At 70.7% G+C, this 25,691-nt stretch carries 21 protein-coding genes, 6 tRNA genes and 1 pseudogene; 9 read left to right on the forward strand and 19 right to left on the reverse strand.

Annotated features, from left to right (window positions below; genetic code table 11):
* Positions 1 to 2: 2 nt before the first annotated feature.
* The 7 genes from OHA64_RS09160 to OHA64_RS09190 all read right to left on the reverse strand — a co-directional run bounded on the left by OHA64_RS09160 (position 3) and on the right by OHA64_RS09190 (position 7,775).
* Positions 3 to 2,738: a Tat pathway signal sequence domain protein gene (locus OHA64_RS09160; RefSeq protein ID WP_405610618.1), complete on the reverse strand. Its 2,736-nt coding sequence runs from the start codon at positions 2,736 to 2,738 to the stop codon at positions 3 to 5.
* A 104-nt stretch (positions 2,739 to 2,842) separates the two neighbouring features.
* Positions 2,843 to 3,442: a hypothetical protein gene (locus OHA64_RS09165; RefSeq protein WP_405610621.1), complete on the reverse strand. Its 600-nt coding sequence runs from the start codon at positions 3,440 to 3,442 to the stop codon at positions 2,843 to 2,845.
* Positions 3,443 to 3,448: 6 nt separating this feature from the next.
* A complete protein-coding gene (locus tag OHA64_RS09170; RefSeq protein ID WP_405610624.1) occupies positions 3,449 to 4,384 on the reverse strand; it encodes a carbohydrate ABC transporter permease in 936 nt (311 codons plus the stop codon).
* Positions 4,381 to 5,382, reverse strand: coding sequence for a carbohydrate ABC transporter permease (locus OHA64_RS09175; protein WP_405610627.1), 1,002 nt, complete (start codon positions 5,380 to 5,382; stop codon positions 4,381 to 4,383). Before OHA64_RS09175 ends, OHA64_RS09170 begins: the two co-directional genes overlap by 4 nt.
* Positions 5,382 to 6,671, reverse strand: a complete 1,290-nt coding sequence (locus tag OHA64_RS09180) for an ABC transporter substrate-binding protein (protein ID WP_405610630.1) — start codon at positions 6,669 to 6,671, stop codon at positions 5,382 to 5,384. Before OHA64_RS09180 ends, OHA64_RS09175 begins: the two co-directional genes overlap by 1 nt.
* Positions 6,672 to 7,172: 501 nt before the next feature.
* Positions 7,173 to 7,244: transfer RNA gene (locus tag OHA64_RS09185), tRNA-Val, on the reverse strand.
* A gap of 78 nt (positions 7,245 to 7,322) precedes the next feature.
* The gene (locus OHA64_RS09190; protein ID WP_405610633.1) at positions 7,323 to 7,775 is read right to left on the reverse strand and encodes a TIGR02611 family protein; all 453 of its coding nucleotides are present in this window, start codon (positions 7,773 to 7,775) and stop codon (positions 7,323 to 7,325) included.
* A 191-nt stretch (positions 7,776 to 7,966) separates the two neighbouring features.
* Between OHA64_RS09190 and OHA64_RS09195 the strand changes: the two genes are divergently transcribed.
* The gene (locus tag OHA64_RS09195; protein ID WP_004002642.1) at positions 7,967 to 8,380 is read left to right on the forward strand and encodes an SsgA family sporulation/cell division regulator; all 414 of its coding nucleotides are present in this window, start codon (positions 7,967 to 7,969) and stop codon (positions 8,378 to 8,380) included.
* A gap of 360 nt (positions 8,381 to 8,740) precedes the next feature.
* Positions 8,741 to 9,301 carry a CGNR zinc finger domain-containing protein gene (locus OHA64_RS09200; protein WP_405610636.1) on the forward strand — a complete coding sequence of 187 codons (561 nt, stop codon included), beginning with the start codon at positions 8,741 to 8,743 and terminating at the stop codon, positions 9,299 to 9,301.
* Between the two features lie 86 nt (positions 9,302 to 9,387).
* On the opposite strand, the gene OHA64_RS09205 is transcribed toward OHA64_RS09200, so the two are convergent.
* On the reverse strand, positions 9,388 to 9,540 hold the full coding sequence (locus OHA64_RS09205) for a hypothetical protein (RefSeq protein WP_020138043.1): 153 nt from the start codon (positions 9,538 to 9,540) through the stop codon (positions 9,388 to 9,390).
* Positions 9,541 to 9,716: 176 nt separating this feature from the next.
* Positions 9,717 to 10,166 carry a hypothetical protein gene (locus tag OHA64_RS09210; RefSeq protein WP_405610639.1) on the reverse strand — a complete coding sequence of 150 codons (450 nt, stop codon included), beginning with the start codon at positions 10,164 to 10,166 and terminating at the stop codon, positions 9,717 to 9,719.
* 264 nt (positions 10,167 to 10,430) lie between these two features.
* Here OHA64_RS09210 and OHA64_RS09215 point away from each other — a divergent pair, with 264 nt between their 5' ends.
* Entirely contained in the window at positions 10,431 to 10,952 is a 522-nt protein-coding gene (locus OHA64_RS09215) for a DsbA family protein (protein WP_405610642.1), read from the forward strand.
* A 3-nt stretch (positions 10,953 to 10,955) separates the two neighbouring features.
* Here the strand turns inward: OHA64_RS09215 and OHA64_RS09220 are convergent, their stop codons facing one another.
* From OHA64_RS09220 to OHA64_RS09230, 3 genes are all read right to left on the reverse strand, one after another.
* Entirely contained in the window at positions 10,956 to 11,780 is an 825-nt protein-coding gene (locus OHA64_RS09220) for a GNAT family N-acetyltransferase (protein WP_405610645.1), read from the reverse strand.
* Between the two features lie 72 nt (positions 11,781 to 11,852).
* Complete coding sequence (locus OHA64_RS09225; protein ID WP_405610648.1) at positions 11,853 to 12,674, reverse strand: aminotransferase class IV; 822 nt, start codon at positions 12,672 to 12,674, stop codon at positions 11,853 to 11,855.
* Positions 12,671 to 13,717, reverse strand: a complete 1,047-nt coding sequence (locus tag OHA64_RS09230; RefSeq protein ID WP_405610651.1) for a chorismate-binding protein — start codon at positions 13,715 to 13,717, stop codon at positions 12,671 to 12,673. Before OHA64_RS09230 ends, OHA64_RS09225 begins: the two co-directional genes overlap by 4 nt.
* A 179-nt stretch (positions 13,718 to 13,896) precedes the next feature.
* Between OHA64_RS09230 and OHA64_RS09235 the strand changes: the two genes are divergently transcribed.
* The 5 genes from OHA64_RS09235 to OHA64_RS09255 all read left to right on the forward strand — a co-directional run bounded on the left by OHA64_RS09235 (position 13,897) and on the right by OHA64_RS09255 (position 14,387).
* Positions 13,897 to 13,969: transfer RNA gene (locus OHA64_RS09235), tRNA-Gly, on the forward strand.
* Between the two features lie 39 nt (positions 13,970 to 14,008).
* Positions 14,009 to 14,082, forward strand: a tRNA-Cys gene (locus OHA64_RS09240).
* 1 nt (position 14,083) lies between these two features.
* Positions 14,084 to 14,155, forward strand: a tRNA-Val gene (locus OHA64_RS09245).
* Positions 14,156 to 14,195: 40 nt separating this feature from the next.
* Positions 14,196 to 14,267 (forward strand) — tRNA-Val (locus OHA64_RS09250).
* A 48-nt stretch (positions 14,268 to 14,315) separates the two neighbouring features.
* Positions 14,316 to 14,387: transfer RNA gene (locus OHA64_RS09255), tRNA-Val, on the forward strand.
* A gap of 56 nt (positions 14,388 to 14,443) precedes the next feature.
* Here OHA64_RS09255 and OHA64_RS09260 read toward each other — a convergent pair.
* The 4 genes and pseudogenes from OHA64_RS09260 to OHA64_RS09275 all read right to left on the reverse strand — a co-directional run.
* A complete protein-coding gene (locus tag OHA64_RS09260) occupies positions 14,444 to 14,749 on the reverse strand; it encodes a zf-TFIIB domain-containing protein (protein ID WP_405610654.1) in 306 nt (101 codons plus the stop codon).
* A 96-nt stretch (positions 14,750 to 14,845) separates the two neighbouring features.
* Entirely contained in the window at positions 14,846 to 15,769 is a 924-nt protein-coding gene (locus OHA64_RS09265; protein ID WP_405610657.1) for a phosphotransferase family protein, read from the reverse strand.
* A gap of 746 nt (positions 15,770 to 16,515) precedes the next feature.
* A complete protein-coding gene (locus OHA64_RS09270; RefSeq protein ID WP_030670594.1) occupies positions 16,516 to 16,713 on the reverse strand; it encodes a hypothetical protein in 198 nt (65 codons plus the stop codon).
* A 200-nt stretch (positions 16,714 to 16,913) separates the two neighbouring features.
* Positions 16,914 to 17,161, reverse strand: a pseudogene (locus OHA64_RS09275) (hypothetical protein); the annotation flags it as partial.
* A 196-nt stretch (positions 17,162 to 17,357) separates the two neighbouring features.
* On the opposite strand from OHA64_RS09275, the gene OHA64_RS09280 reads away from it, so the two are divergent.
* A complete protein-coding gene (locus tag OHA64_RS09280) occupies positions 17,358 to 18,818 on the forward strand; it encodes a serine/threonine-protein kinase (protein WP_405623914.1) in 1,461 nt (486 codons plus the stop codon).
* A gap of 6 nt (positions 18,819 to 18,824) precedes the next feature.
* Here the strand turns inward: OHA64_RS09280 and OHA64_RS09285 are convergent, their stop codons facing one another.
* The 3 genes from OHA64_RS09285 to cobT form a co-directional block, all read right to left on the reverse strand.
* Positions 18,825 to 19,643: a TrmH family RNA methyltransferase gene (locus OHA64_RS09285; protein WP_405610661.1), complete on the reverse strand. Its 819-nt coding sequence runs from the start codon at positions 19,641 to 19,643 to the stop codon at positions 18,825 to 18,827.
* A gap of 81 nt (positions 19,644 to 19,724) precedes the next feature.
* A complete protein-coding gene (gene cobA / locus OHA64_RS09290; protein ID WP_405610664.1) occupies positions 19,725 to 20,957 on the reverse strand; it encodes a uroporphyrinogen-III C-methyltransferase in 1,233 nt (410 codons plus the stop codon).
* Between the two features lie 147 nt (positions 20,958 to 21,104).
* Positions 21,105 to 25,358 carry a nicotinate-nucleotide--dimethylbenzimidazole phosphoribosyltransferase gene (cobT, locus tag OHA64_RS09295; protein WP_405610667.1) on the reverse strand — a complete coding sequence of 1,418 codons (4,254 nt, stop codon included), beginning with the start codon at positions 25,356 to 25,358 and terminating at the stop codon, positions 21,105 to 21,107.
* Positions 25,359 to 25,691: the final 333 nt, after the last annotated feature.

Below are 25,691 nucleotides of genomic sequence, written 5' to 3' on the forward strand. Positions count from 1 at the left end.
GGCTAAGGCATCTTGTCGCCCAGCAGTGCCAGGTTCTCGATGGCGGCGAGGCCGTAGATCGCGGTGGTGTTCGTGGACACCCACGGGGCTTCGCTGCCCGGCACCAGCGTGGTCGGGCCGCTCAGCTTCTCCGTCTTCCAGGGGTCCGACTCCAGGTAGCCGTCGGAGTCGTAGAACTTCTCCCACGCCCGCTTGGCGAGCTTCGCGTCACCGGTCTTCACGGCGGCGTACGCGTCCAGGCGCGAGTGGCCCTGGAACAGCAGCAGGGAGCCGAAGTTGGTGCCGTAGCGTGCGGCCTGTTCCGCCTTGGTGGCGTTGAAGAAGCGGCAGTAGTCGAAGTACGCCTCGTTGAACTTGGGCATGTCGACGAGGTCGATGAGTTCGGCGCACAGTTCGTTGAGGCCGAAGACGGCGGACAGGTGCGAGACGCTCACGACGGGTGCCGAGGCGACCGCGAACTTGCCCGTGTCCAGGTCGTACAGGCCACTGCCCTGCACGAAGCCGTTGGGCTGGGCGGCGATGCCCTCCATCGTCGACAGTACGCGCGCCTTGGCCTTCTCCCACTTGGGACCCTTGCGTTCCCACTCCGTCAGCCAGGCCGACACCAGGCCGCTCCAGTCCGTCCCGAAACCGACCGACAAGGCGTGCCGGTCGGGGGTGTAGGGGTCGGTGCGGACCTTGCGCAGCGGGTCGAGGACCAGGAACGTCTCGTCGGAGTCGACGTTGGCGTGCATGAGGTCGCCGACCCGCTCGTCGGCGGTGAGGAAGTAGTAGTAGCGCCGGTAGGTGGTGTTGGCGATCCGCTGCTGCTTGGCGCTGTCCGCGAAGTGCTGCACACCGTGCCGGGTGCCGAGACCGGCCCACTTGCCCAGGTGGTACACGTCGACCTCACCGGTGTGCCGGGTCATCGCCTCGGCGAACCGGAAGATGTCCGCCCGCCCGGACCGGATGTACGCGAACCAGAGCCACAGGTCGGGCGACAGCTCCGAGTTGTCCCAGGCGTAGCCGCCGATGTCGTACCGCCACTGGTGCCGGACCGTGTCGTAGGTGTGCATGATGTCGCCGTAGTCCCAGAAGCCGTACCAACGGCGTTGCTGCACCTGGTCCTTGTAGTACGTGAAGAGGAAGTCGAGGTGGTCCTCGATCTTCGCCTTGGCGGGTGTCGAGCGGTCCGGCTCGGAGTACAGGCCCGGACCGAAGACGCCGGCCTTGATGAGCTGCTTGGGCGGGGCGGCCAGCTGGGGCAGCACCCGTACGGCCTCGACCTGTTCGGCGAGTTTCTCGGCGCTCGGCGTGGACTCGTTGGCCCAGAAGAGGAGTTCGGAGGTGCGGGCGATGCCGTAGGGCGTGCCGAACTCGGGCTCGTAGTCCTCGTAGGTGATGTTGAGGCCTTCGAGCTGCTCGGCGAACGTGTCCTGGCCCATGCCGTCGTGGTAGAAGCGCAGGTCCATGGGCTGCGCCTCGGGCGACCAGAGCCAGAGGGTGACCTCGGCCTCGTCGGTCTGGGCGTCACGGATGTCGAGCTGCGCGGGGAACTTCTCCCAGAAGTCCCGCAGCCCGAACGAGAATCCGCCGCTCGCACCGCCGACGTACCCGAAGCCGGAGGCACGCTTGCCGCCGCCGGCACCGATCCAGCCGTGCCCCTGCTTGGTGCGCTTGCGCAGGGTGAAGCCGTCGGCGGCGAGCTGGGAGAGGGTGTAGTCGCCCCACTCGGGGATGTACTGGAGCCGCGTGGTGACCCGTTGGTCCCAGGTGGCGGGGTCGGGCAGTTTCTCGCCCGCGTACTGGGCCGCCTGGACGGCGGCGCCGGGGTCGCGGCGCAGTCCGGTGATGCCCTTGACGGCCTCGCGCAGCAGGCCGGTGCCGTCGCCGCCGATGCGGACGTGGCGGTCGTACGACTGGTCGCGCATCGGCACGGTGAAGCGGACGCCGAGGCCACGGATGAAGTCACCGCTCGCCTTGCCCGGCTCCTGCGTGCCGTCGAAGGTGATGGTGTGCACCATGCGGAAGGAGTCGGCGCCCGCGTAGAAGTAGAGGCGGATCGAGAACGGCAGCCAACTCCGGCCGCCCTTGCGGTGCTTGCCGTCGATCTTGACGACCGCGCGGACCGGGCCCTCCTGTTCGACGGTGACCGCGGAGATGGCTCCCTCGAAGCGCTCGGTCTTCACCGAGCCCTGGTCCTCGTCCTCGATCTCGGGCTGCCGGATCAGCACGAGCCGGCCGTTCTTGGCGATCTCCGTCGAGCCACGGGTGACCGACTTGATCAGCGTGGCGCCGGACTTGCCGATCTTCGCGGTGATGACCCCCGTGGAGACGGTGATGGTGCCGCCGCTCTTGTCGACGGTGACCTTCTTGCTCGGGGCGGCCGGGTCGCCGGCGGCGAGCGTGAGCTTCCCGGAGCCCGAACTGACCGCGTGGGCCGTCCACTTGAGGGATCCGTCCGGCCAGTAGGCGGTCGGCCAGGACTGCACGGGGACGCCCTTGCCGTCCCCGTCCGTCACCGCGAACTTCTGGTCCTCCTGGTAGACGCCCTTCGGCCAGGGGACACCGACGGTGGAGCCGGGCGCGGCGCCAAGACCGCCGTCCTCCAGCCAGTCGAGGGTCACGGGGGCGTCATCGGCGTCGGCGGCTCTCGGCGCGGCCTGCGCGTCCTTCGCTCCTAGCGCCCAGCTGAACTGTGCGGCGGCGCCGGCGACGGCGGCCGCCTTGAGAAGGGACCTGCGGGGGATGGGAGACATAGAGATGCAGCCATTCCTTTCCGTGCGGGGGAAGCAGGGTGGGTCAGGGGCATGACAGAGAGGTGCGGCGCCGGAGCGCCGCCCTGGTGAGAGGGCACCGCCCGTCAGCGGCGCCGACAGCGCTCCTCGACGGCGACGGCCGCCGCGGCGACGGCCCCGAGGACCGGGACCGCCAGCGGCGCCGCGAACCAGGCGGACACCACCACGACCGCGAGCCCGCCCACGAGCAGGAAGGACCCGGCGGGGTCGAGCACCGTACGGCGGCCCGCCGCCCCGAGCAGGACCCGCCAGGCGGCACCCGGTGTCCACACCGCCGACGCCCGCAGCCCGGCCACGACCAGACCGATCAGCGCGAACACACCGACGGCTCCGACCAGCGGCCCGCCGGGAATCCCGGCCCGGGCGGCCTGCACGTCCACCCAGACCGCGGCGAGAGCAGCCCAGCCGGCCAGCCCGACGACCCATCCGCCGCGCACCGCGGCCCGGAAGTCGGCGACGAACTCCCGCCACCCGCCCACCTCATGGGCGGTACGGCGGCGCAGATGCCGTGCCCCGGCGGCGAAGGCGGCCGGATAGGTGACCACCCCCAGGGAGGCCACCGCGATCCACACTCCGGTGAGCAGACACTCGGCGAACACGGCGAACCGCTCGGCGAGGACGGACTCCCCGCGCGGGGCCTTTGCCTTGACCTGTGCCTCGGCCATGCCTGCTCAGCCCTTCAGCCCGGACGTCGCCATGCCGTCGATCAGATAGCGCTGGAAGGCGAGGAAGAAGGCGAGCACCGGCAGCAGGGCGACCAGCGACATCGCGATCATCCCGCCGTAGTTCGCCACGCCTTCCTGGTCCACGAACATCTTCAGGCCCAGGGAGACCGTGTACTTGTCGGGCTCGTTGAGGTAGATCAGCGGGCCCATGAAGTCGTTCCAGGAGTTGATGAAGGTGAAGATCGCGCTGGTGATCAGGGCCGGCCGGCACAGCGGGAGCACGATCGACCAGTAGATGCGGAGGTGCCCGCAGCCGTCGAGGCGGGCCGCCTCGTCGAGCTCCTTGGGCAGGTTGCGCATGAACTGCATCATCAGGAAGACGAAGAACGCCTCCGTGGCGAGGTACTTCCCGAGCAGGAGCGGGGTGTACGTGTTGATCAGTCCCATGTTGCGGAACAGCACGTACTGCGGGATCAGCAACACGTGGTACGGCAGCAGCAGCGTGCCGATCATCATCGTGAACAGCAGATTCCGGCCCGCGAACCTGATCTTCGCGAAGGCGTAGGCCGTCAGCGAGCAGGACGCCAGGATCCCGATCACCGAACCGAGCGCGAGGAAGATCGAGTTGAAGAAGAAGGTGGAGATCGAGATGTCCGCGATGCCGTCGGTGAGGCTCGTGTAGTTGGAGGTGATCGGGTTGCCCGGGAAGAGGTCCAGGCTGCCGACGATGTCCTCGCTCTTCTTGAAGGAGCCGCCGATGACCCACAGCACCGGGTAGAGGATCACGGCCAGGATCGCGAGGGCGCCGATGTGCCAGGCGAGGGAACCGGGCAGCTTGCGCCTCAGGGCGCCGCCCGCCTTGCGGGACGGGGCCGGCGCGCTGTCGGTGGCCGATCGGGGTGCCCCCGGGTCGAGCGAAGTCGAGAGATTGGGGGAGCTCATCGGGCGCCCTCCTCGTAGTGCACCCAGCGCTTCTGGGACCAGAACAGCACCGCCGTCACCAGGGCGACCGCGACGAGCAGCATCCAGGCCATGGCGGAGGCCAGACCCATCCGGCTGTTCTCGAAGCCCTGGACGTAGAGGTAGCAGGTGTAGACCATCGAACCGTCCGCGGGACCGCAGGCGTTGCCTCCGGCGCCGCCGCCGACGATGTACGCCGAGCTGAAGATCTGGAAGGAGTGGATCGTCTCCAGCAGGACGTTGAAGAAGAGGACCGGGGAGATCATCGGCAGCGTGATGTTCCAGAACCGGCGCAGCTTGCCCGCCCCGTCGACCTCGGCCGCCTCGTACAGCTCACGCGGGACCTGCTTGAGTCCGGCCAGGAAGATCACCATGGGGGCGCCGAACTGCCAGACGGTGAGCGCCACCAGGCTGTAGATGATCATCTCCGGGTCGCCGGTCCAGCCGCCGACATCGATACCGAAGAGCTTCTGCGTACGGTCGACGATCGCGTCGTCGGAGAAGATCGCCTTCCAGACTATGGCGACGGAGACGCTCGCCCCGATCAGCGACGGCGCGTAGAAGGCGGCCCGGTAGAAGGCCTGGCCGCGCCGCTTCTGGGCGAGCAGCAGCGCCACGCCGAGGGCGAGCAGCAACTTGAGCGGCGTACCGACGACGACATACCAGAGCGTCACCCTCACCGAGTGGCGCCAGCGGGGGTCGCCGAACATCTCGGAGAAGTTGTCGAGCCCGATCCACTTCGGCGCGTCGAACAGGTTGTAGTCCGTGAACGCGAAGTAGAGCGAGGCGACCATCGGGCCCGCTGTCAGCAGCAGGAACCCGGCGATCCACGGAGACATGAAGAGATAGCCGGCCAGGTTCTCCCGGCGGCCCCGCCGCTTGAGTGCGGCGGGGCGCGGGGAGTTCACCGGACCGTGCCGCGGCTCGGAGTCCTTGGACAGGCCCTCCATCGCAGGGGCGTGTGTCACGGTGGTTCCCATCAGACGACGAGAGCCGTCTTCGACTCGGTGAAGAACTGCTTGACGGCGTCGGCGACCGAACGCGTACCCAGGGCGAGTTCCTCGGCGATGCGCAGGAAGGCCGACTCGCAGATGTCGGCGCCGTTCGGGTGCGGGGTGATGGGCTCCAGCACACCCGCGGAGACGAGGGACTCCTCATAGGCGGCGATCGCCTTGTTGACCTCGTCGGTCGGCTTGAAGGCGTCGTACTGGGCCTGCGTCGCGGGCACACCGCGGTCGTAGCCCATGATCTTGGCGACCTCGGGGTCGTGCACCATGAAGTCGATGAACTGGGCGACTTCCTTGGGGTGCTGGGTTCTCTTGGAGGCGCTGAGCATGAGGGAACCGAGGTACTGCCCGGTCTTCTTGCCGTCCGTGGTCGGAATCGGCGCCAGACCGTACTCGCTCTTGCCCTCGGAGGTGTAGCGGACGGTGAAGTTGTCCCAGGTGAACTCACCGGCGGCGAGTTCCGCGGAGACCGCCGACTTGGGCTTGACCTGGGCGACCTTCTTGGCGTCGGCGTAGACGCCCTCCTGGACGCCCTTCTTGGCCTTCGTCCACCAGTCCATCAGATCGGCCTCGGTGAAGCCGAGCCCGTCCTCGGTGAAGAACGCCTTGCCGTTCTGACGCAGGTAGAGGTCGTAGAGGTACATGACGCCGTACATGCCGCTGTCGCCGGCCCGCCCGGTCTTGTCACGGATCTTCTTCATCGCCGCGTCGAACTCGTCCCAGGTCCAGCCCTGCTTCGGCGTCACGCCGGCTCGGGTGTAGACGGGCTTGTCGATCACCAGGGACATGGAGTTCGAACCGACCGGAACACCGAGGAGCCTGCCGTCGACCACGCCGAACTTGTCGAGGCCGGCCCGGAAGCCGTCCATGGACAGATTGCCCGCCTTGACCTGCGCGCTGAGATCGAGCAGCACGTTCTTGGCGTCGTATTTCCGAAGAAATCCAATGGCGTTCTGGAAGACGTCCGGCGGATTGCCACCGGAGGCCTGGGTGTTGAACTTCTTCCAGAAGTCGAGGTAGGGCTGGAAGTCCGTTTTCACCTTGATCTTCGGATACTTCTTCTCGAAGAGCGCGATGGTCTTGTTGATGCGCTGGGCGCGGTCGTCGGCACCCCACCACGCGTAACGGATCGTCACCGTCCCGTCCGCGGACGTCCCGCTGTCTCCCCCGCACCCCGTGGTCGCGGCCAGGCCCAGCGTGGCCGCCGTAGCCCCCGCGGCCTTGAGGATCGTTCGCCTCTCAACACTCCTGCTGGTTCCCACAGTCGGGCCCTCCCCGCAGCGTCGTTGCCGCCTGCATGAATCGTTTCAAGTAAGCGCTTGCTGGCACAAGCTACGGAGGGCCTCGGGGTGCGTCAATGATTCGGACAGGAATTTCTCGCGGACCGGTACGACGAGTTGACGACCTGTCGGCCCCGTCTCCGGAGCGGAGGGGGACGATGCCGCAGGTGAGGCGCGCGCGATCGACGGGCCGAACGTGAACTGACCGTCGGCGTATGGATGTTGATGGGCCGGAACTCGCCCTTGGCCACGGGAGTCGCTCGAGTGCGGAACTCTCTGGGGCCACCGGACCGGCTCGGGATGCGGAACTCCGGCCGGCCACTGAACCCGGCCCGGCGTACAAAACCCATCCGGGCCACCGAACCGGCGTACGGGACCCATCCGAACCACAGGACCGGATCAGGGTTCGGAACCTCGGCCGACGCTCGCGCGGACACGACGACGGCCCGTCTGCTCTGTCGCAGACGGGCCGTCGTACCCGGGTGGGCGATACTGGGTTCGAACCAGTGACCTCTTCGGTGTGAACGAAGCGCTCTCCCACTGAGCTAATCGCCCGGGCGCAGGAAGAACATTACCCCATGTCAGGGGGCGCGGGTGACCCGTACGAGCAGGCCCGCGCACCCCCCTCGCTGATCACTGGTCCTTGATCTTCCAGGGCATCTCGAAGCCGAACTTCCACAGGTACACGCCGACCAGGGCGCCGATGATCACCAGCCCGATCGACGTCAGGATGATGTTGCGTCGGCGCACCGCGGGATCCAGCGCCCGCTGGGCCGCCTCGGTGACCTTGCGCTTGGTCCAGCGAAGCACCAGCTGGGCCCAGACGAACTCGGTCGCCCAGATCGCCATGCCGCCGAAGATCACCACCCAGCCCGGCCCGGGCAACGGCAGCATGATGATGCCCACGACCACGACCGCGAGCCCGATGATGAAGATCCCGACCTGCCAGCTCAGGTGCAGCGCGCGGCGTGCCTTGATGAATTCCGGCGCCTTGGAGCCGAGCCCCTGCTCGCCCGTCGCCCCGTCCGCCTTCGTCTCGTCCGCCGCCACGGCAACCTCGCCCGGCTCGTCACTCCCCGTATTCATACGGCCAAACCCTACCGGACAGAAACCCGTCACCGGAATGGGCGTACCGTGCGAACACCCTCTCGGCCGGAAGAGTTACGTAAAGGCACGCAAAACACTCAGAGGGGTTTACAACGGCACCGTAGGTGGCATGTCGATTTCGCCGACGTGCGAATCCCCGAGCGCACACTGAGCGAAAGGCCCTGGCGCTTATGAACACCACGGTCAGCTGCGAGCTGCACCTGCGCCTCGTTGTGTCGAGCGAGTCCTCCCTGCCTGTCCCCGCAGGCCTGCGGTACGACACGGCCGACCCCTACGCCGTGCACGCCACCTTCCACACCGGAGCCGAGGAAACCGTCGAGTGGGTGTTCGCCCGCGATCTTCTCGCGGAGGGCCTCCACCGGCCCACCGGAACGGGCGACGTCCGCGTCTGGCCGTCGCGCAGTCATGGCCAGGGCGTCGTCTGCATCGCCCTGAGCTCTCCGGAGGGCGAAGCCCTGCTGGAGGCCCCTGCGCGGGCCCTGGAGTCCTTCCTGAAGCGCACTGACGCCGCCGTGCCGCCCGGCACGGAACACCGGCACTTCGATCTCGATCAGGAGCTCTCGCACATCCTTGCGGAAAGCTAGCGGCGAGGCCGCACAGAGCCGCCCGGCGCCGTCCACTCGGGGAGACGGCTCGGGCCCAAAACAACCGCATAGGGCACACACCGGCGCCGTCACCGCGGATCCTCGCGGGGTGGCGCCGGTGTGCGTGCGTCCCGATCCCCTGAGGCCTGGGCCCCAGGCGCCGGTAGCACTCCGTAAGCGCCGGGCACGTAGTCGGCACCGACAGTCCGTCGGCACCGGACACTCCGTCGCCATCGGCAGCCCGCCGACGTCGGCGATCGGTCGGCGCCGCAAAGGGAAGATGGTCACTCTCCGTGTGAGCCATTACTATCGGCCAGCATCGGCGGGCGTGCGCCCGACCTCCAGGCCAGGGAGCGAAACGTGCTGATCACCCACGACACCCGGTGCGCCCTCGACGCCGTGGTGGATCTGGTCAACACCGCGCCGGAGGACGACACGACACCGGACGGCCTGCTTGATGTCGCCGCCCTGGCGGAATTCGTGGAGAACCACGAGATCAGTGATGTCGGGGTGCTCTCCGAGTTCGACCTCTCCGCGGTGCGCAGGATCCGCGGCCGGTTCGCGTCGGTCTTCGCCGCTCCGGACGTCCGGGCCGCCGCCGGCCTGATCAATGAGCTGGTCGCAGGGGCGGGCACCACCCCGCGGCTCACGGACCACGACGGCTACGACTGGCATGTGCACTACTTCGCGCCCGGCGCCTCCGTCGCCGACCACCTGGCGGCGGACTGCGGGATGGCGCTGGCGTACTTCGTGGTGGCCGGCGAGCAGGAGCGCCTGCGTCGCTGCGAGGCACCCGACTGCAGGCGGGCCTTCGTGGACCTCTCCCGGAACCGCTCGCGGCGCTACTGCGACAGCCGGACCTGCGGTAACCGGCTGCACGTGGCCGCATACCGGGCGCGCCGCAAGGAAGCTGCGGGCTGACACCCCTGCGGGGCACGACGACACGAGACGACACGACGGTGTCGACGCGGTTCCCGACGGGTGACGCCGGGAACCGCGGGTACGGCTCAGAGCAGCAGCAGGTCGTGCAGCGCAGCCATGAGCAGCAGACACCCGATCACCGCAAGAAAGATCATCAGCGGTGGCTGGGAAAGGGCGAAGAGGCATCCGCGCGGCTCGTCCTGCGGCGGCGCGGCATCGCTCTGTGTCGTGTCCAGCATCTCGCGGCGACTATGACGCAGCCGACAGGCAGAGTGCGATCAACACGCTCGTAATGAGCGGGAGTTCGCCGTATTCCGTGATGTCCGGTTCGGGTCGTGATCACTTCCGGACGGGCGCGACCTCTCTGTGACGTTTCAGCGCGCGTGCGCACGTCATATGCCGCCGGGCGCGGGGTTCATATGCCGTGCTTCTTCAGGATGGCCTCGATGTCGCTGAAATCCTCCGACGCCGACTCCCTGCGCGGCTGGTTCGCGGGCCGGGCCGCCGGACGGGTGGCCTGCCCCAGGGAGGGCGCCGAGGCCGTCGGGGCCACCGGCTCGCGCCCGGCCGCCTCCTTTGCCGCCGTCCTGCGCTCCTTGCGGGTGCCGCCCCGGCGGCGCTCCACCGCGCGCGTGGTCGCGAACAGCAGCCACGACACACCGAGCACGCCGAAGCCCGCCCAGGCCGTCGGACTGAACGCGGTGTCCGCCAGCCACTCGACGACACCGGTCATCACCAGACCGATGGGAACCAGGGAGTACGCCGCGATGCGGGTGGCCGCGAGAAAACGCTTGCGGTACGCCGTGACGGCCGCGATGCCCAGGCCGGCCGCGGAGACGGCGGAACAGACGGTCTCGGCAATCATCCGGTCCTCCAAGCAGGCTTCGGTCGGGCAGGGCCCGCTTCCGTCCCTTCCATCCTGCACCCGCCGCACCCCGCCCGGCCATGCTCCGGCCGGACATCAGGGACATCTCCGGGATCGGCTCCTCCGCAGGTGCCGGTCGGAGCCGTTCGACCGCGGGTGGTGAACCGGGTCGGAACGACCGCCGGCGGTGGACCGGGTCCGTACGACCCGGGTGACACCGAGGTCCGATTGGGTCGCCGGGAACCGGGCTGGGAGACTGTGGCCATGAGCGACTCGTCCCCCGCCGGCTCCGCCGCCCCCGTTCTCGACGTCTGGTGCGACCTCCAGTGCCCGGACTGCCGCAGCGCCCTGGAGGACCTCAAGGCCCTGCGCGCCCGCTACGGCGACCGGCTGGAACTGCGGCTGCGGCACTTCCCGCTGGAGAAGAACAAGCACGCCTTCGCCGCCGCCCAGGCCGCCGAGGAGGCCGCCGAGCAGGGGCAGGGCCGGCCGTACGTAGAAGCGTTGCTCGGCCGGGTCGAGGAACTGGACCGTCAGGGCGAACCCTTCCTGGTCGAGGTCGCACGCGAACTCGGCCTGGACGCGGAGGAGTTCGACACCGCGCTGATCGACGGACGGCACATCCTGATCGTGGACGCCGACCAGGCCGAGGGCAAGGCGATCGGCGTCACCGGCACTCCCACCTATGTCATCGGCGGCGAGCGCCTCGACGGCGGCAAGAGTCAGGAAGGGTTGCGCGAGCGCATCGAGGAGATCGCGGACCGGCTGCTCGCCGAAGGCGCCTGAGCCTCAGAGGAGGTCCTTGCTCAGGTGGTAGGTGAGCGTCTCGTAGCCGAGTGACTCGTAGAGCCGCTCGGCCGGGGTGTTGCCCGCGAAGACATTCAGATGGATGCCGGTCCATCCGGCAGCGGCGGACTGCGCCTCGGCCAGCAGCATCAGGGTCCGGCCGTGGCCCCGGCCCCGGTGCTCCACGTCGGTCTCGATGTCGTAGACGAAGGCCCGGTCCTCGCGGGGGCCCACCCACAGCGTGCCGACCCGGACCCCCTCGTGCTCCAGGACGGTCAGGATCATGCCTTCGGTGATCGCACCGTCGGGCAGGAGCGTGGCGTAGTCCTTGTGTGCCTTGGCCCACGCCTGGGCCTCGGGCACTCCGCTGGAGATCCAGCTGTCGGCGTACGCGGCCTTGTGGTGCTCCTGCCACTCGTCGAACTCCTCCGGGGCCAGCGCCCGGCCCCGGCTCCCGGCCGGCAGCTGCGGCGGGGTGGCGCCGAGTGCCTTCCCCATCTGCCGGTTGCGTACGACGTATCCGAGCGCGGTCGCCGCCCTCAGCGCCGCCTCGGCCTCGGCGGGCACCGTCGCCTCGACCCGCTTGCAGCCCCAGCCGCGCGCCACCTCCTCGGCCGCGAGCACCGCCACCGTCCCCCGTCCGCGCCGACGGTCCGGCTCCTCGATGTGCAGGTCCAGGATCCGGGCCACCGCGTCTCCGAAGGACGAGGACGTGGAGAGGTGTATTTCGCCGACGGGACGGCTGTTCACGCACACCTGGAAGCGGCGTGAACGCGTCCCGTCGGGCTCGTGCTGAAGCGGCTCGATCGGCCGCAGAGTCGTGGTCATCAGGGGAGTTCTACCCGCCACGAACACCCGAGTCAGCTTATTTTTCCCAGGCTCCTGGCCGCGCCCCGGTCCTTACGGATCCTGGTCGTGCCCGGCCCGCTCCTCGAAGATCCGCATGGCCTTGGCGGTCACCGGGCCCGGCGCGCCCGGCAGTTCGCGCCCGTCCACACGGTGCACGGCCTGCACGTCCCGCAGTGTGGAGGTCAAAAAGACCTCGTCTGCCCTGTCCAGGACGTCCAGCGGCAGGTCCCTCTCCTTGGCTCCGGTCCAGTCGACCGCCAGGGCTCGGGTGATGCCCGCGAGACAGCCGGAGGCGAGCGGCGGGGTGTGGATCTCACCGTCGAGGACGACGAACACGTTCGACCCGGTGCCCTCGCAGAGCTGTCCGACGGTGTTGCCGAAGAGCGCCTCGGAGGCACCGTTCTCGCGAGCCCGGGCCAGGGCGACGACGTTCTCCGCGTACGACGTCGTCTTGAGCCCGGCGAGCGCGCCGCGTTCGTTGCGGGTCCAGGGGACGGTGATCACGGCCGTCGAGTCGGGGCGGCGGGCGGACTCCCCGAGGGCGACCAGGAGGGTCGGGCCGTACTCGCCGCGATCGGAGCCGAGGGGGCCGCGGCCACCGGTGTACGTGATGCGCAGCCGGCCGAGCGGTACCGGGTTGGCCTCCAGGACGGCGGCACAGGCGCGGCGGACCTCGTCGAGGTCGGGATCCGGAAGGCCAAGGCCGCGTGCGGAGCGGGTCAGCCGGTCGAGGTGGCGGGTGAGTGCGAACGGCTTCCCGTCGAGCGTCTTCACGGTCTCGAAGATGCCGTCGCCCACGGTCAGTCCGTGGTCGAGTGCGGAGACACGGGCGGACTCGATGTCCTGCAGTCCTCCGTCGAGCCAGATCTTCACGTCGTCCGTCCCTCTCCACTGGCCTCGTACTCACCCGACGCTACCGCGAGGAGTCGGGAGGCCTTGAGTTCGGTCTCCCGCCATTCCGCCTCGGGGTCGGAACCCCAGGTGATGCCGGCGCCGGTGCCGAAGCGCAGCACTCCGTCCGCGCGGTCGATCCAGAAGGTGCGGATACCGACGGCCAGCTCACCGGTACCCCGGTCGGCGTCGACCCAGCCGACCCCTCCGCAGTAGGGGCCGCGAGTCGTGGTCTCCAGTGTCTCAATGATCCGCAGCGCGCTCGACTTGGGCGCCCCGGTGACCGAGCCGGGCGGGAAGGACGCCGCCAAGAGGCCGGGCCAGCCGACGTCGGCACGCAGCTCGCCGCGCACCGTCGACACCAGGTGGACCAGCCCGGGGTACTTCTCCACGACACACAGGTCGGGCACGCTCACACTGCCGGTGGCGCAGACCCGGCCCAGGTCGTTGCGGACCAGGTCGACGATCATCACGTTCTCGGCGTAGTCCTTGTCCAACAGGTCCGCCTCGGTACGCCCGGTGCCCTTGATCGGCCCGGAGAGCACAGCTCGGCCGTCGCGGCGCAGGAAGAGTTCCGGGGAAGCGGTGGCGATCTCGACCCCGTGACGGGGCAGCCGGATCGTTCCTGCATACGGCGCCGGGTTGCCGCGCGCCAGCAGGGCGGTGAGGGCGTCCACGTCGGCGTCCGGGGCGACAGGGGCGGACAGGACACGGCAGAGGTTGGCCTGGTAGACCTCGCCGGCGGCGATGTGCTCCCGGATGCGCGCCACCCCGGCCGTGTAGGCGGCACGGTCGAGAGAGGTGGCCCACTGCTCGGCGGCCGGCCCACGCCAGGCTCCCGGCACCGGGGCGGGAACCGGCTGGTGGTGTACGTCCCGAAAGCGGGCGCAGCTGAGGCGGCCCTCGAAGTCCGCGGCCACGGCCCAGAAACCGGAGGAGTCCAGGGCCGCGGGATCGCTGGTGACGTCGAGGAGCCCGGAGGCGACACGGTCGCCGAAACGGGCGAGAGGGGGCAGGTCCAGCACGCCGCCGAGTCTATGGCGGGAGTCCTGGGGGTGACCTGGTCGTGTCCCGTCGGGCACCCCGTGCACCGCTGTGAGCAGGTGCAGCGCAGCACGCTGCGCAAACGCGTTTTTGTACTGGCCCGGGTATCCGCTAGAGTTCAACACGTCGCTCGGGACGCGCAAGCGAACTGAAACGACAGGCGGACGTAGCTCAGTTGGTAGAGCGCAACCTTGCCAAGGTTGAGGTCGCGAGTTCGAACCTCGTCGTCCGCTCGAAGGAAGAAGGAGATCTTCACGATCCCCTACACTCCTGGTGGAGTGGCCGAGAGGCGAGGCAACGGCCTGCAAAGCCGTCTACACGGGTTCAAATCCCGTCTCCACCTCCAAGGACGATTAGCTCAGCGGGAGAGCGCTTCCCTGACACGGAAGAGGTCACTGGTTCAATCCCAGTATCGTCCACTGAGGCCTTCCGGCTTCTGGAGCCGTGAGGCTTCGACCCGCGCGATTAGCTCAGCGGGAGAGCGCTTCCCTGACACGGAAGAGGTCACTGGTTCAATCCCAGTATCGCGCACGCACTGCCCATGATCCGCTCCCCTCGGTGAGCGACATGTCATCCCGAGGACGATTAGCTCAGCGGGAGAGCGCTTCCCTGACACGGAAGAGGTCACTGGTTCAATCCCAGTATCGTCCACACACCGAAAGCCCCCGGCCCATGCGGCCGGGGGCTTCTTCGTGTGCCGGTCGGCGTCAGCTGGAGAACAGCATGTGTCCGAAGCCCCGGTTGTGGTGGCCACCGTGGTGTCCGCCGTGGTGGCCCCCATGGTGTCCGCCGTGCGGGGCGCCCCAAGCGGGAGCGGTGGGCGCTGCCGGGTACTGCGGGGCGGCCGGAGGCGGCGGGACAGCGGGGCCGCCACCCCACTGGGACTCCAGGCGGGTCAGCGACTCCAGCTCGCCGTAGTCGAGAAATATGCCGCGACAGCCACTGCACTGCTCGATCTGGACGCCGTTGCGGTTGTACGTGTGCATCGGCGCATGGCACTTCGGACACTGCATGGTCGGCTCAACTCCTCGCCCGTTGGTCCTGCTTCGTGTTTCGCCAGGACAGACTCCGTCCGGCGGCCCGTCGGTTGCACCCTACGTCGGGAAACTTCACTCCAGGTCGGATGGGGCGGAACCCATGCGGTCACAGGCGTCGACCATGGCCTGCTCCACCTCGTCCAGGGCGCGGTCCGCCGCGACCGCCTTGGCGATCGAGCGGGCGGCCGTCTGCACGGTGAGGGCGCGGGCCGGGACGTCCAGCGCGGGCCACGGGTCGCCGTCCGCCGGGACGGCCGGGCCGTCCGCCGTGCGGTAGGCCGTGAGGAAGCGGGACCACTCGTCGGGCGGGAGCACTCCGCAGGCGAACCAGGCGGCCGGGCGGGCGAGGTCCCAGGCAGCAACACCGAGGCCGAGGTCGTCGACGTCGATGAGCAGCCACGGCCCGTCGGGGACCGGATGGCGGACGAGCTGACCGAGGTGGAGGTCGCCGTGGCAGAGGGTCGTGGTGTCCGGCATGGGACTCTCGGCACGGGCCCAGGCCGGCAGCGTGGACCAGGCCCGCAGCACGGAGGCCGTCGCGGAGTGCGGACCGGCGGCGCGGAGGCGGGCGACGGCGAGGGCCGCCTTCGCGGGACCGCGCATGGGGGGCAGCGGGGTCGGCGTCGGCGTGCGGTGGAGTCGGGCGAGGAGGGTGGCGGCATCTTCCCAGGGGGCTGCGTCCGGGTTCTCCGGGTCCACGGGGGTGCCGTACGGCCAGAACGTGACGAGTCTGCCGTGCAGGGCGACGGGCGTCGGGCTGAGCGGAGAAAGGAGGGTGCCGCGGAGGTGGGTGGCGGTGGTGAGGCGCGGGGTCAGGTCCGCCGCGGCCGTGTCCGGGGCGTGGGCCTTGGCGACGGTGTGGGCGTGACGGACGACGGTGGCGTCGGGGCGGTCGGCGAGCGTACGTATCGCTCCGCAGGGGCAGACCGACGGGGCCGAGTGAGCCTTGACCTTGGCTTGGATCGTGAGCTCGGCGAGGAGGCGGCTATTGGTCACGGGGCTCCTGGAGCGGGCGAAGTGCGGTTCGTTCGCGAGCGTACGCAAGTTTCGTGGGGCCGGTGTGCACACAGGGCTACGCCCGGCCTTCAAGCACCCCACGCTGGTGCGAGCGCCCCTGGGGGCTCCGCCCCCAAGCCCCGCCGCCGGCTGCCGCCTCGCGGGGCGGAGTCTCTCTCGGCGTGCGGTGGGGAGTTGGCCAGCGCGGATCGGCGAGAGCCGAGACCGCCGACCGGAGCCCTCATACGGCACGGAGCGCAAGCCGCCCACCCGTCCGCAGACACGCGGGCGTTGCTGCCCGCACCCGCGCACGGCGGGAAGGGGAGACGGGACGGGGGTGTCCGCCCGCAGCGGTTGTCGCGTCAACACACGCCCACTCGCCAAGAAACCGATTCCGCGACGTTCCGAGGACGGACACCCCCGTCCCGGCCCCAACCCACCCCGAACCCCAGGCGCTACACGCACCCCCACCGAACCCGAACAGGCGCCGCAGGCATGCACCCCACCGAACCCGCAGAACAGTCACCGCACCGAACCCCCGCTACAGCCACCCCCACCGAACCCCCACAGGCCGCCGCAGGCATCCCCGCCCCACCGCCGGAGGCACCCCGCTCAGGACACAGCAATGCCGGCGCAGCTCCCCAGCTGCGCCGGCATTTCTTGCCGTCCGCCGCACCCCCGTCCCCACGGGGTTTCATGGATGGATGTCCCCGCCCGGACCGCTCTTCCGGGCCTGGGGTCGCCGCTCAGCGCCCCAGCATCACACCCACGGACGACGCCTGTGTAGCCACTGTTTCCCAACCGTCGAAGACGAGGAGAAGCAGGGCCGCCAGAGGAAGGGCCATGAGTGTCGCCACCAAGGGGTGGCGACGACCGGTGCGGCGGGGTCGGAGCGCTATGCGCTCCTGCGTGCGAACCAGTGTCCGCGGTGCCGTAAGGGCCATGGTCCCTCTCCTGACCGTCTCAGTTGTCGTTGGCAGCGGCGGGTGTCTGACCTCGGGGGACGAGTGCTGCACCCGCCGCTTGACCTCAAATCTAGGCGTCCGGCGACCATCGGGCGTCATGCCCTCGTACCGATTGCCGGGCCTCCCGGAGGATGAGCCATGACCTGCGAAGTACTCCCCTGGGTGGAGACGACGTGCTGGGACTCGGGGTCTTCCCGGAGGGGGTGCCCGATGTGCCCCCATGTTTCCGAGCTGTCCTCGCGCGAGACCGGCTGGAGGGACCGGACGCCCGTACCCGGCGGGACCCCCACCGGGTGACTTCGCTCACTTCCGCCACACCTCGACGTAGCGCTGTCTCCACCCGGCGACCCGCCCTGCTCGCCACCACGTCGCACGTACGTGTCGTGTCCCCGGCGTCCACGACTATTTCCACGCGATCATCCTTCACGGGTCCAATCCCCCTTCTGTGACGGGTGATTGGCGCCGCGCGTGATCCGAAGTCGGCCCGCCCCCACGCCCCCTGACCGCTCTTCAAGTCTCCCACCGGGCAACGACAATCCATCGGCCCGAGAGGGCGCGGCCTCTGCGCGCAGCGGCGCGTGGAAACGTAAGCTGTGGCACGTCACACGGACCGGGCAGCGGGGATGAACATGGCGATGATGCGCCTGAGGCGCGAGGACCCGCGCGTCGTCGGCTCGTTCAGGCTTCACAGACGGCTGGGCGCGGGCGGGATGGGCGTTGTCTATCTCGGCTCGGACCGCAAGGGGCAGCGGGTCGCGCTCAAGGTGATCCGGCCCGATCTGGCCGAGGACCAGGAGTTTCGCTCGCGCTTCGCACGTGAGGTGTCGGCGGCCCGGCGGATTCGCGGCGGGTGCACGGCCCGGCTCGTCGCAGCCGACCTCGACGCCGATCGACCGTGGTTCGCCACCCAGTACGTGCCCGGTCCCTCCCTGCACGACAAGGTCGCCGACGAGGGATCCCTGGGCGCGGCCGACGTGGCCGCCGTCGGGGCCGCCCTGTCGGAGGGGCTGGTGGCGGTGCACGAGGCCGGGGTGGTGCACCGGGATCTCAAGCCGTCCAACATCCTGCTGTCCCCCAAGGGTCCGCGGATCATCGACTTCGGCATCGCCTGGGCGACGGGGGCCTCCACGCTCACCCATGTCGGTACGGCGGTCGGCTCCCCCGGCTTCCTCGCCCCGGAGCAGGTGCGCGGCGCCGCGGTCACCCCGGCCACGGACGTGTTCTCGCTCGGGGCGACCCTGGCGTACGCGTCGATGGGCGACTCGCCCTTCGGGCACGGCAGTTCCGAGGTGATGCTGTACCGCGTGGTGCACGAGGAGGCACAACTGCACGGTGTGCCCGACGCGTTGGCTCCGCTGGTGCGGGCGTGCCTCGCGAAGGACCCCGAGGAACGGCCCAGCACGCTTCAGCTGTCGCTGCGGCTGAAGGAGATCGCGGCCCGGGAGGCGCAGGGGCTCGCGGACCTGCGTCCGCCCGCACCGCGCGCCGCCGAGGCGGACCGGCCCACCGGGCGGATCGCCGACACCTACCCGGAGCGGGCGGCTCAACGACATCCGCAGGGACCGGCGGGCACACAGGACACGCAGGGCACTCCCCCGCCGCGCGGAGGTGCCGGCTCGCGGGGGACGGGCCCGGCACGGAGCGGCAGCGGCACGCCGCCCCGCGGCGCGGCCCCGTCACGTGGCGGCGGCGGTGGTACGCGCGGCAACGGCGCCCCGACGCCCAGGTCCGGGGCGCGGCCCACGCCGTCCTCCCGGAACGCGCCGCGGTCCAGCGGCGGAAGCCGCCCGGGCTCGCGCGGCGGCACGGGACGTCCGGCAACCAGGAACACCGGGACCGGACGACGGCCGGCCAATCCGCGGCTGTTGCGGCAGCGACTGGTCGTGTTCGTCGTGGTCACGCTGATCGTGGCGCTCGGTATCGCCGCGGCGCAGGGCTGCCAGGGACCGTCACGCGGGCTCGGGGACGACCGGGATGTCGTACGGGAGCAGCGGCAGGGGCAGGTGCGGGTGCCGTCGGACCACGCGGCCGCGGAGCAGGGGCCGTCCCAGCGGGACGACCGGGCCGCCGTCACGGCCGGCTGAGGGCCCTCACAGCTGGGGGCGGCCGGTGGCCACCGCGTAGAAGGCGACCGCGGCCGCCGCGCCCACGTTGAGGGAGTCCACGCCGTGGGCCATCGGGATACGGACCCATTCGTCGGCGGCCACCAGCGCCTGGGTGGAGAGACCGTCTCCCTCGGCGCCGAGCATCAGGCCCACCCGGTCCATCTTGTGCGGGGCGGCCTCATCGAGGGTCCTGGCCTTGGCGTCCGGGGTGAGCGCGAGGAGGGTGAAACCCGCCTCGCGGACCGACTCCAGGCTCTTGGGCCAGGTGTCGAGACGGGCGTACGGCACGGAGAAGACGGCGCCCATGGAGACCTTGACGCTGCGGCGGTAGAGGGGGTCGGCGCAGTCCGGGGAGAGCAGGACCGCGTCCATGCCGAGGGCGGCGGCCGAGCGGAAGATCGCGCCGATGTTCGTGTGGTCGTTGACCGACTCCATGACGACGACCCGTCGGGCGGTCTGGAGGAGGTCGGCGGCGGTGGGCAGCGGCTTGCGCTGCATCGAGGCCAGCGCGCCCCGGTGCACGTGGTAGCCGGTGACCTGCTCGGCGAGCTCCGGGCTGACCGCGTACACCGGGGCCGGGAGCTCGTCGATGACGTCCCGCATGACGTCGACCCACTTGGCGGACAGCAGCATCGAACGCATCTCGTACCCGGCGCCCTTGGCCCGTCGGATGACCTTCTCGCCCTCGGCGATGAACAGGCCCTCGGCCGGCTCGCGCTTGCGGCGCAGTTCGACGTCGGTCAGGCCCGTGTAGTCGCGCAGGCGCGGGTCGTCGGGATCCTCGACGGTGATGAGTTCGGCCACAGAGTGATACTGCCTTGTCCTGGGTGCGGTGCCAACGGCTGAGAGCGGGTTGGGTTACCCGCGGTTACTTGATGGCCTGTTTCATGCGGTCGCCGGCGGGCCGACGGTGACGACCTCGCCGATGACGATGACGGCCGGGGGCTTCACGTCCTCGGCCCTTACCACCTCGGCGACCGTCGCGAGCGTGGCATCGACCCGGCGTTGCGCGGCCGTCGTGCCCTCCTGGACGAGGGCGACCGGGGTGTTCGGGGACTTGCCGTGAGCCACCAGCGTCTCGGCGATCCGGCCGATCTTGTCCACGCCCATGAGGATCACGAGGGTGCCGGTCAGTTTCGCGAGTGACGGCCAGTCGACGAGGGAGCGCTCGTCGTCGGGGGCGACATGACCACTGACCACCGTGAACTCATGGGCGACCCCGCGGTGGGTGACCGGGATGCCGGCCGCGCCCGGGACCGAGATCGAGCTGGAGATGCCGGGGACGACGGTGCACGGGATGCCGGCCTCGGCGAGCGCCTGGAGCTCCTCCATGCCGCGACCGAAGACGTACGGGTCGCCGCCCTTCAGCCGTACCACCGACTTGCCCTGCTTGGCGTGCTCGATCAGCGCGTTGTTGATGGCCTCCTGGGCCATGAATCGGCCGTAGGGGATCTTCGCCGCGTCGATGACCTCGACGTGGGGCGGGAGTTCGGCGAGGAGGTCGCGCGGTCCGAGGCGGTCGGCGATGACGACGTCGGCCTCGGCGAGCAGGCGACGGCCGCGGACCGTGATCAGGTCCGGGTCGCCGGGGCCGCCGCCGACGAGGGCGACGCCGGTCGTACGGGTGCGGTGGTGAGGGGCGACCAGGGTGCCGTCGCGCAGGCCCTCGACGACCGCGTCGCGGATGGCGGCGGTGTGGCGGGGGTCGCGGCCACGGGCGTGTGAGGTGAGGACGGCGACCGTCACGCCCTCGCTGGTGCCGGTGGCCGGGGTCCAGGCGGTCGCCGCGTCGGCGTCGTCGGAGCGGACACACCAGACGCGGTGACGCTCCGCCTCGGCAGAGGCGCGGGTGTTCGCCTCGGTGTCGCTGGTGGCGATGAGGGCGTACCAGGCGTTCGCGAGGTCGCCGTCGGCGTACGGGCGCCGCTCCCAGGTGATCTCGCCCGCGTCCGCCATCGCCTCGACCGAGGGAGTCGCCCCGGGGGACACCAGGATGATGTCCGCGCCCGCGGCGATGAGCGCGGGGAGGCGGCGCTGGGCGACCTGGCCGCCGCCGAGGACGACCACTCGGCGGCCGGTGAGGCGAAGGCCCAGGGGGTAGGCGGGGTGTTCGGCCATGAGGTGCGGCTCCTCGTACGAGCAAGGTGGGCGCTGCGGCTCTGGAGCGGCCCTGACGTGCGGATTTTAAGTTGCGGATCTAAGCGTACGGCGGGGGTGGGGGGCTCGCGGGGACGAGTGCGCGGACCACCCGCCCCCGGTCGCGGCCTACTTCTCGGTGACTCCCGCCGAGTCGAACGTGGCCACCTCGTGCATCGCTCGCGCCGTGCTCTGCACCAGCGGCAGGGCCAGCAGCGCGCCGGTTCCCTCGCCCAGGCGGAGGTCCAGGTCGACGAGGGGGCGCAGGCCCAGCTTGTTGAGGGCGGCCACGTGGCCGGGCTCGGCGCTGCGGTGGCCCGCGATGCAGGCCGCGAGGACCTCGGGGGCGATCGCGCGGGCGACCAGGGCGGCGGCGCCCGCGCTGACGCCGTCCAGGATCACCGGCGTACGCAGGGAGGCACCGCCGAGGAGGAGGCCGACCATCGCCGCGTGTTCGAAGCCGCCGACGGCCGCGAGGACGCCGACGGGGTCGGCCATGTCCGGCTGGTGGAGGTCCAGGGCGCGGCGGACGACCTCGGTCTTGCGGGCCAGGGTCTCGTCGTTGATGCCGGTGCCACGGCCGGTCACCTCGGCCGGGTCGGCGCCCGTGAAGACCGAGATGAGAGCTGCCGACGCGGTGGTGTTCGCGATGCCCATCTCGCCCGTGAGCAGGGCCTTGTTGCCGGCCGCCACCAGGTCGCGAGCCGTCTCGATGCCCACCTCGATGGCCTGCCTGGCCTCCTCGCGGGTCATCGCGGGTCCGGTCGTCATGTCGGACGTGCCCGCGCGGATCTTGCGGGGCAGCAGGCCGGGGGTCGCCGGGAGGTCGGTCGCGACACCGACGTCGACCACGCAGACCTCGGCGCCCACCTGACCGGCGAAGGCGTTGCAGACCGCTCCCCCGCCGAGGAAGTTGGCGACCATCTGGGCCGTCACCTCCTGCGGCCAGGGGGTGACCCCCTGCGCGTGGACGCCGTGGTCGCCCGCGAAGATCGCGACGGCCGCGGGCTCCGGGATCGGCGGCGGGCACTGGCGGGAAAGTCCGGACAGCTGGGCGGAGATGATCTCCAGCATGCCGAGTGCGCCGGCCGGCTTGGTCATCCGCTTCTGGCGTTCCCAGGCCTCCCCGAGCGCCTTGGCGTCCAACGGGCGGATCTGGGCGACGGTCTCGGCGAGCAGGTCGTGCGGCTCCTCTCCGGGCAGGGCGCGACGGCCGTACGTCTCCTCGTGCACGACCCAGGACAGGGGGCGCCGCTTGGACCAGCCCGCCTGCATCAGCTCGGGTTCCTCCGGGAACTCGTCGACGTAGCCGACGCACAGGTAGGCGATGACCTCGAGGTGCTCGGGCAGGCCGAGAGCGCGGACCATCTCGCGCTCGTCGAAGAAGCTGACCCAGCCGACGCCGAGGCCCTCGGCGCGGGCGGCGAGCCACAGGTTCTCGACGGCGAGCGCGGCGGAGTACGGGGCCATCTGCGGCTGGGTGTGCCGGCCGAGGGTGTGGCGGCCGCCGCGGGTCGGGTCGGCGGTGACGACGATGTTCACGGGGGTGTCGAGGATCGCCTCGATCTTCAGTTCCTTGAACTGCTTCGCCCGGCCCTTGGGGAGGGACTTGGCGTACGCGTCGCGCTGACGTACGGCCAGTTCGTGCATCGCGCGCCGGGTGTCGGCGGAACGGATGACGACGAAGTCCCACGGCTGCGAGTGGCCGACGGAGGGCGCGGTGTGCGCGGCCTCCAGGACGCGGAGCAGCACCTCGTGCGGGATGGGATCACTGCGGAAACCGTTGCGGATGTCCCTGCGTTCGCGCATGACCTTGAGCACCGCCTCGCGCTCGGCGTCGTCGTAGGCGGGCGCGGCCGGGCCGGTGGACCGTCGTACGTCTTCCACTGCGGCCGTGCTCTCTTCCTCGTGCTGCTGATCCTGCTGGTTCTGCTGGTCCTGCTCGTCCTGCTGGTCTTCCTGGTCGGCGGCCCGGGTGTCCAGGTCCTCCGCGCGTTGGGCCAGTTCGGGGGCGCCGCCACGGGGGGCGGGGACCACGGCGACGGGTTGCGGCGCCGACGGTTCCCGCGGGGGGAGGGTCATGGCGTGCGGAGGTGTCGGCGCGAGGCGGGGGGCGGTCGGGGCCGAGCCCTCCACGGCGACGAACTCGCCCAGGGACTGGTCGGGTCGAGGTTCCGGGGCGGACTGGAGCGGCTGAGGCCCGGTGTCCTCGCCGTGCGCCGCGAGGGCCTCCGGAAGCGGAGCCGCCTCGTCGTGCGGGGCCGGGGCGTACTCCGCGTCCGGGACGGGAGTGGCGGCCGGTTCGGTGAGGGAAGCGGCAATCGTCGGCTCAGCGTCGTGGGCTGCGACCGGGGCGGTCTGGGGGCCCTGTGCGTGGTGGGCGTTCGGCGTGAGTACCGGACCGTGCTCCGCTACGGCTTGTTCGGCCATCGCGGGCTGCTGCCGCGACGGGTCGGGATGTACGGCGGCGGCGTCTTCGGCATGCGGAAGCGGTGCCGAAGTGGCGGCCACGAACTGCGTGTTCGCCGAAACGTCCGGAGCGGCCGGGAAGGGCACGGCCTCGGGGACCACCGACTCGTCACCGAAGGCCTCGGCGCTCTGGTCGGCGACCGGAACGGGGGCCGCGACCGGCGGGATCTGTTCCGCGTCCGGGAGCGGGTCGGCGCCCGGGGCGGGGGCGGCGTCGGGGTAGGACACCGCGTCCGGGAAGGATGCGGCGCCCGGAACATCCGCGATGCCCGGCGTGGATTCGGTGTGCGGCGCCTGCGCCGCGTCCGGGGCCGGGTGCGCCTCGGGGAGTTGCCCCGCGTCCACGGCGGAGCCTTCACCGGGGGTGCCGGGGTCGACGATTGCGGGTTCCGTGGGGACGGGCTCGGCAGTCCCCGCCTCCACAGCGCCGGGGTCGAGCGCGCCTGCCTCGGTGCCCGGCGCGATGTCGGCGGCGTCGGCTTCGACAATTGGCGCACCCTCGACCACCGAAGCGTGCGGGTTCTCAGCTCCCTGCTCCGAGGCGATCGGAGCGGGTGCGCCTTCCGGCGGCTGCCCGACGTACGGTCCTGCTGCGTCCACCACGAACTCACCCGCGTCCGGGCCGGCGTCGCTTCCGGCGCCGACCCCTCCCTGCTCGGCATCCGTCGGCACAGCGGCCTCTGCCGGAACGACTCCGGCGTCAACACGGGCCTCCGCTCCTGGCGCTTGGCCGTCGTCCACGGCCGACTGCTCCGCCGCCGAGTCCGGGACACCGTCCGAAGCCTCACCGGCGTCCGTCACGGACCCGGCGGCCGGAACCTGGTCGGCGCCAGTGACAGGCGCCGCCTCGGGAAGCGGCTCGGGAAGCGGCTCGGCGTCGGACACGGACGCCGGCCCCGCAAGCTGATCAGCGTCCACGACCTGGGCGCCTTCCGGCCACTGCCCGGCGTCCGGAACCGGAGCGTCATGCGCCGACTGCCCGGCGTCCTGAACCTGGGCTCCCGGTTCGGTGTCGGCGTACGAAGCGTCACCGGCCTGCGGCGGTACCTCGTCGCCCTGCTGAACCTGCGGGTCGAGCCCTGCCTCCTGGCCCGGTGTCACGAGGCCCGCCTCGGGGAAATGCTGCGCGTTGCCGTTCTCCATGGACGGCAGCGGCTCCCCCGCCTCCGCCCCCTGCGGAGCCGTGGCGGCGACCGCCACCGTCGCGAGGCGGGCCACGGCGGCCAGGGCGGCGTCCGCGGCCTCGGCGGTCTCAGCGACCTCGGGGGCCCCAGCGGCCTCGGGGGCCCCAGCGGCAACCACCGACTCGACCGGATACTCCTCCACCGGCACAACCGTTTCGGCAGCCGGGGCCTCGGTGCTCACCGGCGTCTGGACCGCACCCGGTACCCCGTCCTGCGGAGACGTCGGCGCGCCCCAGGGCGTCGCACCCTGCGGGGGCGTCTCACTCACCTGCGGGACGTCGAGGTACTCGGGGCCGGTCGCGAGAGGGCCGGACTGCCGTACCGGTGCGCCGACGGCGCCGCGGTCGGCGAGGGAGCGGACCGGGCTGGCGGAGGCGTCGGGGATGGGCGGGCCGAGGTGGAGGGGGCGGCGGGGCGGAGTGGGCACGACGGGCGGCACCGGCATCGAGTCGGGGATACGGACGGCGCTGAGGTCGACGGAGCCGCTGTCGCGGCCCGAGATCTCGTGCGGTCCCGGTTCGTGGACGGTCTCGACGACGGGCTCCGGGGCGGGCGGCGGGACCTCGTTGCCCCATGCGCCCTGGGCGCCGGGCAGCAGCAACAGGTCTTCGTCCTCGGCGGTGGTCTCGGAGAGGTAGGTGTACGCACCGTGCGCGGAGGCGCCCGGCTGATCCACCATGCCTGCGCTCTCCGGCAGTCCCTCGGCCGGGACCTGGCCGGTGTCGGTCATGCGTACCCCTCGCCCATCGGTTATTGCTTCTACGGCCGGATCACCCGGAACGGCGCACAGTCCGCCCCGCAGTGAAGAACGAGCGTGCGTGCCCAGCGGCACGAACGACCCGTCGCCAAAAGACGACAAAGCCATTAACTGGCATTGTCGCGGCCGTTGCTCCGCCGCGACAGCTTGATCCGCGACGGCCCGCTGTGGACTGCGCCACGTTGCGCGTCCTCCGGTTCTGCCGTACCACACCCACCCCAAAACGGGCGCGCTTTCTGGACATTGGCCTACGAAGCGCCGCGCGTCCGAATGCGGTACAACGATCGGCCAGCCTACCGCGAGCGG

Source organism: Streptomyces sp. NBC_00076 (genome assembly GCF_045041235.1).
GTDB lineage: Bacteria > Actinomycetota > Actinomycetes > Streptomycetales > Streptomycetaceae > Streptomyces.